The following is a 6,294-nucleotide window of genomic DNA, read 5'->3' as shown; positions in this document are numbered from 1 at the left end:
ACTTCTTTTATTGGTATAAAAGAAGCAAAAAAACTGCATTTTTAGATAAAATACAAGTATTATCTTGCCTCTACAAATATTCCAACATATAAAGTTAAAAGTTTGCACTTTCGCGAAGCGTGCCCGAAGGGCGAAAACTTTGACGAAGTCCGCAAAGCGAAGGCGGGAAAAAGTTGAACAAAAAACTTGTATCATAAAAATGTAATTGTATATTCTAATCTCATAGAAAAATCGTCAAATAATATTTTGTTATAATTTAAAAAAACATAGGCGGCTGAAAATCAACTATTAAAAATTAACTTCCAACCGCCTACTAGACTTTATATATTCAACTTTTACTTTTTATCTATTATTTATTGTCATCAACAACCTCATAATCAGCATCAACTACGCCGTCATCTTTTCTGCCTGAATCTTGGTTAGTGTTTTGCTGTGCTTGTTGCTGTCCTGCATCAGCTTGTCCTTGCTGTGCTCCTGCTTGTTTATAAAGAGCCTCTGAAGCTTTGCTCCATGCTGCTTGTAAATCATCTGTAGCTCTTTTTATACTGTCTGTATTGTTAGATTCTACTGCTGATTTTAAAGCACTCATTTTTGACTCAATCTCTGATTTATCTGAAGGCTGTAATTTATCGCCGTTTTCTTTTAATAATTTTTCTGTCTGATAAATCATATGGTCAGCATTGTTTTTAGCCTCAACTTCCTCTTTTTTCTTTTTATCTTCTTCAGCATGTTTTTCTGCATCTTGAACCATTTTGTTTATTTCTTCCTCGCTAAGTCCGCTTGAAGAAGCTATTGTTATTTTCTGCTCTTTACCAGTACCCAAATCTTTAGCTGTAACATGTACTATACCGTTAGCGTCTATGTCGAATGAAACTTCAATTTGAGGTACGCCTCTTGGTGCAGGTGGTATACCTACTAAATCAAATCTTCCAAGCTCTCTGTTGTCATTAGCCATTTTTCTTTCACCTTGTAATACTCTAATAGTTACAGATGATTGATTGTCTGCTGCTGTTGAGAACACTTGTTTTTTGTTTGTAGGTATAGTAGTGTTTCTGTTTATTAAAACAGTCATTACTGAACCTTCTGTTTCAATACCAAGTGAAAGCGGAGTAACGTCAAGAAGAAGTACATCTTTAACATCACCTTTAATAATACCGCCCTGTACTGCAGCACCCATTGCTACTGCTTCGTCTGGGTTTACACTTTTATTTGGGTCTTTTCCAAATATGTTTTTAACTGTCTCTTGTACTAAAGGTATTCTTGTAGAACCTCCAACAAGTATAACTTCATCTATATCGCTAGTAGAAAGTCCTGCATCTTTCAATGCTTTTTCACATGGGATACGAGTTTTTTCTACTAAGTCTCTTACTAAATCCTCAAATTTTGCTCTTGATAAAGATACATTCAAGTGTTTAGGACCTGATGCATCTGCTGTCAAGTATGGTAAGTTGATATCTGTTTGAAGTGAGCTAGAAAGTTCTTTTTTAGCTTTTTCAGCAGCTTCTTTTAATCTCTGTAAAGCCATTTTGTCGCTATTTAAATCAACGCCTGTATCTTTCTTAAACTCTTCTATTAGCCAATTAATTATAGCTTGGTCAAAATCATCACCGCCTAAATGTGTATCACCATTTGTACTTTTTACTTCAAATACTCCGTCAGCTAATTCAAGTATAGATATATCAAATGTACCGCCGCCCAAGTCATAAACCGCTATTTTTTCATCTTTCTTTTTCTCCATACCATAAGCTAAAGCAGCAGCTGTAGGCTCGTTTATTATTCTTAATACATTAAGTCCAGCAATTCTTCCAGCATCTTTTGTTGCCTGTCTTTGGCTGTCATTAAAGTATGCAGGTACTGTGATGATTGCATCTGTTACAGTTTCACCTAAATACTCTTCAGCTGTTTGTTTCATCTTTTGAAGTGTTCTTGCACTTATCTCTTGAGGAGTAAAGTTTCCTTCAAGTGTTTTAATTTTTACTTTTCCGTCTTCCTCTATAACTGTATAAGGCATTCTTGAACGCTCTTCTGATACTTCAGAATAAGTGTTACCCATAAATCTTTTTATAGAGAATATTGTATTTTCTGGGTTAGTTACCATTTGGTTTTTAGCAGGCTGACCTACTAATACTTCCCCTTTATTTGTAAATGCTACTATAGAAGGTGTTGTTCTGTTTCCTTCGCTGTTTGTTATTACTACAGGTTTACCGCCTTCCATTACTGATACGCATGAATTTGTAGTTCCTAAATCTATTCCAATAATTTTGCTCATTATAAATTTCTCCTTAAATGTTAATTAAATGTTTATGTACGTTTAAAGTCTATAAGTCTAATTCTTCGTTAGAACGCTTACAATATATTCAGTATGCCCATTGCCTAAATGTGATGTATTAAGATCAACATTGATAACTTCTCTGTTTTCTATATGTCTGTTAATCTCATCTGTTAAATCTTGCAAAACCTTATTAATATGATTTATGCTCTCTTTCTTTGAATCTTTAGGTTCAAAATAAGCTCTAAAAAGTTGAATATGTGCCATAAAAAAAATCTCCTTATAAATATAAAGTAAATAAAAATTTATTATTCAGCTCTCTTTGGTTTTCCAACCACAACCTTAGCTGTTCTCAAAAGTTCATCATTTAATTTGTAACCCTTAGCATAAACTTCTACAACCTGCTCTTTATCAATATCAGGAACTTCTAACATAGTTAATGCCTCATGCAAGTTAGGGTCAAACTCCTCTCCTAATGCCTCTATCTCAGTTACACCATTATCAGTTAAAAAATCTATAAACTGCTTATGTATTAATTCTACGCCCTTATAATATTCGCTTCCCTTTATAGTTTCATCATTATCAAAAGATTTTAATGCCCTCTCAAAATTATCCATAAAATTGATAAGAGATAGTAATAAACCTTTATTAGCTCTCTTTATGCCGTCAGCTTTTTCTTTGGCAGTTCTTTTTCTAATATTTTCTGCCTCAGCCATAGCACGCATATATTTATCTTTCATATCAGAAACTTCATTTTCTAACTCTTCTACTCTCTTTTTTAGAATGCTAATTTCATCTTCATTATTTTCGCAACATTCACAAGCCTCTTTTTGTTCTTCATTAACTTCATTAGTTTCATTAGCTTCTGCATTAGAATTGTTTTCTGCAATGTCCTCACTACCCTTACTAGCAGCTTCATTGCCTTCTTTCATTTCTTCTTCTTGCATTTAATCTCCTTTTTGTTTCCTTCTTATTTCCTTTTAATTATTTACAGAAGTTACACCTATAATATATGCAATAATCGTGCCAAAGATATTATTTTTTATTATTGTATTTATTTATTATATTTATTAAAAAATAGAAAATAATTGAATAAAACATAAATATGAGCTTAAATTACATAGTTTATTTACTATAGTCTGCTATAAATTATCAAAACTACATATACATATTCTAATTAATTAAAAATACAAAAAATTAACAACATATTATGTTTAATAATAACACACAAAAGTGAATAATAGATGTTTAATAATTATACACTAGATTATAAAAAGGTGTTTAAAAAAGTATCACCCCGAGAAAGGATCTGCAGGGTGATAAGGAGGTTTATGAAAAATTGTATTATTTAACAATACAATTAATATTATATAAGAATTTATATAAATGTCAAGAAAAAATATCAAAATATCATACATTTATTTTTGTCATAAATTAAGTTAAATTTGCTTAAATTTTTACAAATTCTAATAAATTATGATAAAGAAGATATTATATCATTAATCTCTCTTGCTACATGAGAATCTGCTTTAAGCTCTTCTTTTATTTTTTCTCTAGCATGTATTATAGAAGCATGATCTCTATTAAACTCTAGTCCTATTTCTGTAACAGATTTTTTAGAATATTCGCAAGCTAAGTATACCGCAACATGTCTAACTTTAGCTATAAACTTAGTTCTGTCTTTACTGTCAAAAGCATTCATCTCTATTCCGTAATAATCTGCAACTATTTTTTTTATTTCTTTGATAGTAGCATTTTTTAATTTTGGTTTATTAGTAAAATAATCTTTAAAAATATTTAACTTATCACACTCTTCAACATTAGGAGTTATTTTCATCAAATCTCTCACAGACAAATAAGCCCTAATAGCCCCCTCAATTTTACGAACATCGGTTGTAATATTTTCTGCCATATATTTAATTACTTCTTCATCTATTTTTGTATTTAAGTCAATTAATTTTCTTTCAATTATGGCAAGCCTAGTTTCATACTGCGGAGGCTCTATAGATAATATTAAGCTCTTTTCAAATCTGTTTTTTAATCTTGCCTCTATATTTCTAAGTTCCTTAGGAGGCTTATCGCTTACAAACACCATCTGTTTACAGCCATTATCTAAAGCCTGAAATATTTCAAATAACTCTTTAGAAGTCTCCTGAGCACTTTCTAATAATTGCAAATCATCAAGCAAAAACATGTCTAAAGATTTATATTTCTTTTTGAAGTTGTCTGACTTTTTAGTTTGAAGACCGTATATATATTCATCTCTAAATCCGCTTCCGTCTATATAATTTACTTTTGCATCTGGGTTATTCTCTAAGTAATAATTACCAATAGCCTGTAATAAATGAGTCTTACCTATACCCACACTTCCATATATATAAAGAGGATTGTATTCTCTACCCGGTTTCTCAGCAACTAATTTCGCAGCAGCAAAAACAAATTTATTATTGCTACCCTCTATAAAATTGTCAAACTTAAAATATTCATTTAAATTGGACTTATATTTACTTCTTGTATTATTGTCTTCTGTTGTTACTGTTATTTCTGAAACATCATCAGCATTTTCTTCTTCATTATCATTAACAACATTTACATCAACTAATACTTGAATATTTACATCATATCCGCATTTATCTTTTAAATAGCCTTTTATACGCTCTAAAAAATCTTTCTTTATATGATTAGCTGCAAAATCACCCGAACAAATAATACTTACATTTTCCTCATCATCAACCCTAAAAACACTGCCCTTGAGTAAAGCAACCCCAGCATATTCTCCATTTTCTGATATTATCTCTAGAAACTCATTAAAATATTCTTTTATCTTTTCCATTTATCTATCTTTAAAAAAATTAATTGCTCTTTTATCGGTATCAAATTATTATAAACTTTAATCGAAATAAATTATAATATTATAACATACAAAATATAAACTAAAACAAATAAAGAAATAAAACCTAATCCATATAATAAAAACTTAAAAACATTAAAATGCGATAACATTTTATATATCTGCTCTTCCTTACTGTTTTCTTGATAAGAGTTTGGTGTTACATAACTATCCTTTTGAGGATTAAATACCTTAACTTTTATAGGTTCTGTTTCTTCTATAATAACGCAATGCTCATCACTTAAAGCAAGTGCTATCTTTGTAGAATGCTCATTAACTGTTTTATCTATTACTTCTCCAACAACAAAATATTTATTATTATTATTTTTTTTAGTATTAATGTCTAAATAAGTCATATTAGGATAGAAAGAACTATAATCCACTTTTACTATAATCTTATCTCCCAACTTTATGTCCGCTATAGCTCTACCCATAATAGGAGCTACAACAAAATCGCCATTTACTATTTTATATTTTGCTATAATTGAATCCTCAGTATTCTCTTTAGCCTTATCATTATTAGAATCTAATATATATTGACTTATATCTATGCTAGTTCCTTCAAACTCTTTTTTAAACTCCTGTATAAAGTTATTAACCTCATCAATATAAAAGCCCTTACAATTTACATCATATATACCTATATTATAATCCATAGAAATATTTAATGTGTCTGAAAATATATCTATTATAGAAATAATATCATTATTAATAGCAGCCATAGTTGTATGAACTACATTTGTTCTGTTAGCTAAAATAGAATCCAAATCGCTGTTTAATTTATCTAAAATTATATTTACTTTATAATGCACATTATTATAAACTTCTATATATTTATAAAGCTCCAAATAATTATCATAGCTATTTAAAACTTCAAATAATTCATAACTATCTGAAATTAATACTGTTTTGGTAATAAGATTAATTGTTAGTTTATCTATAAAAAATACAAAATATATATATTGGTCTAAATCTGGATATTCTGCTATAAATCTTACCGCAAGAACTTCTGTTTCATCTAATATTAAATTATTGTCTGACATAATACTCCACTTATATATAGTAGTATTTATTTTATACTTTAAAGAGTATTATATCATTAATAAACCAATACTCAAGTATAATACTATATAGT

At 29.3% G+C, this 6,294-nt stretch carries 5 protein-coding genes; all 5 read right to left on the bottom strand.

What is annotated here, in order from left to right; all coding sequences use genetic code 11:
* Nucleotides 1–349: 349 nt before the first annotated feature.
* The 5 genes from dnaK to E6A48_RS05870 all read right to left on the bottom strand — a co-directional run bounded on the left by dnaK (nt 350) and on the right by E6A48_RS05870 (nt 6,202).
* Nucleotides 350–2,269, bottom strand: coding sequence for a molecular chaperone DnaK (gene dnaK / locus E6A48_RS05890; RefSeq protein WP_219709139.1), 1,920 nt, complete (start codon nt 2,267–2,269; stop codon nt 350–352).
* Between the two features lie 57 nt (nt 2,270–2,326).
* Nucleotides 2,327–2,536 (bottom strand): hypothetical protein, encoded by a 210-nt coding sequence (locus tag E6A48_RS05885; RefSeq protein WP_013243548.1) that lies wholly within the window; start codon nt 2,534–2,536, stop codon nt 2,327–2,329.
* 41 nt (nt 2,537–2,577) lie between these two features.
* Nucleotides 2,578–3,216, bottom strand: coding sequence for a nucleotide exchange factor GrpE (locus E6A48_RS05880; RefSeq protein WP_219709138.1), 639 nt, complete (start codon nt 3,214–3,216; stop codon nt 2,578–2,580).
* A gap of 527 nt (nt 3,217–3,743) precedes the next feature.
* Nucleotides 3,744–5,102: a chromosomal replication initiator protein DnaA gene (dnaA, locus tag E6A48_RS05875; RefSeq protein WP_219709137.1), complete on the bottom strand. Its 1,359-nt coding sequence runs from the start codon at nt 5,100–5,102 to the stop codon at nt 3,744–3,746.
* Nucleotides 5,103–5,173: 71 nt separating this feature from the next.
* Nucleotides 5,174–6,202: a hypothetical protein gene (locus E6A48_RS05870; RefSeq protein WP_219709136.1), complete on the bottom strand. Its 1,029-nt coding sequence runs from the start codon at nt 6,200–6,202 to the stop codon at nt 5,174–5,176.
* Between the last annotated feature and the right edge of the window lie 92 nt (nt 6,203–6,294).

Origin of the sequence: Brachyspira pilosicoli (assembly GCF_019402445.1) — a bacterium.
GTDB classification, from domain to species: domain Bacteria; phylum Spirochaetota; class Brachyspiria; order Brachyspirales; family Brachyspiraceae; genus Brachyspira; species Brachyspira pilosicoli_B.
The sequence above is the reverse complement of the archived record's forward strand: the minus strand, read 5'-3'. Positions and strand labels throughout refer to the sequence as shown.

Coding starts and splice junctions, on each gene's coding strand:
- dnaK (WP_219709139.1), bottom strand. CDS start 2,269: ATGAGCAAAATTATTGGAATAGATTTAGGAACTACAAATTCATGCGTA.
- E6A48_RS05885 (WP_013243548.1), bottom strand. CDS start 2,536: ATGGCACATATTCAACTTTTTAGAGCTTATTTTGAACCTAAAGATTCA.
- E6A48_RS05880 (WP_219709138.1), bottom strand. CDS start 3,216: ATGCAAGAAGAAGAAATGAAAGAAGGCAATGAAGCTGCTAGTAAGGGT.
- dnaA (WP_219709137.1), bottom strand. CDS start 5,102: ATGGAAAAGATAAAAGAATATTTTAATGAGTTTCTAGAGATAATATCA.
- E6A48_RS05870 (WP_219709136.1), bottom strand. CDS start 6,202: ATGTCAGACAATAATTTAATATTAGATGAAACAGAAGTTCTTGCGGTA.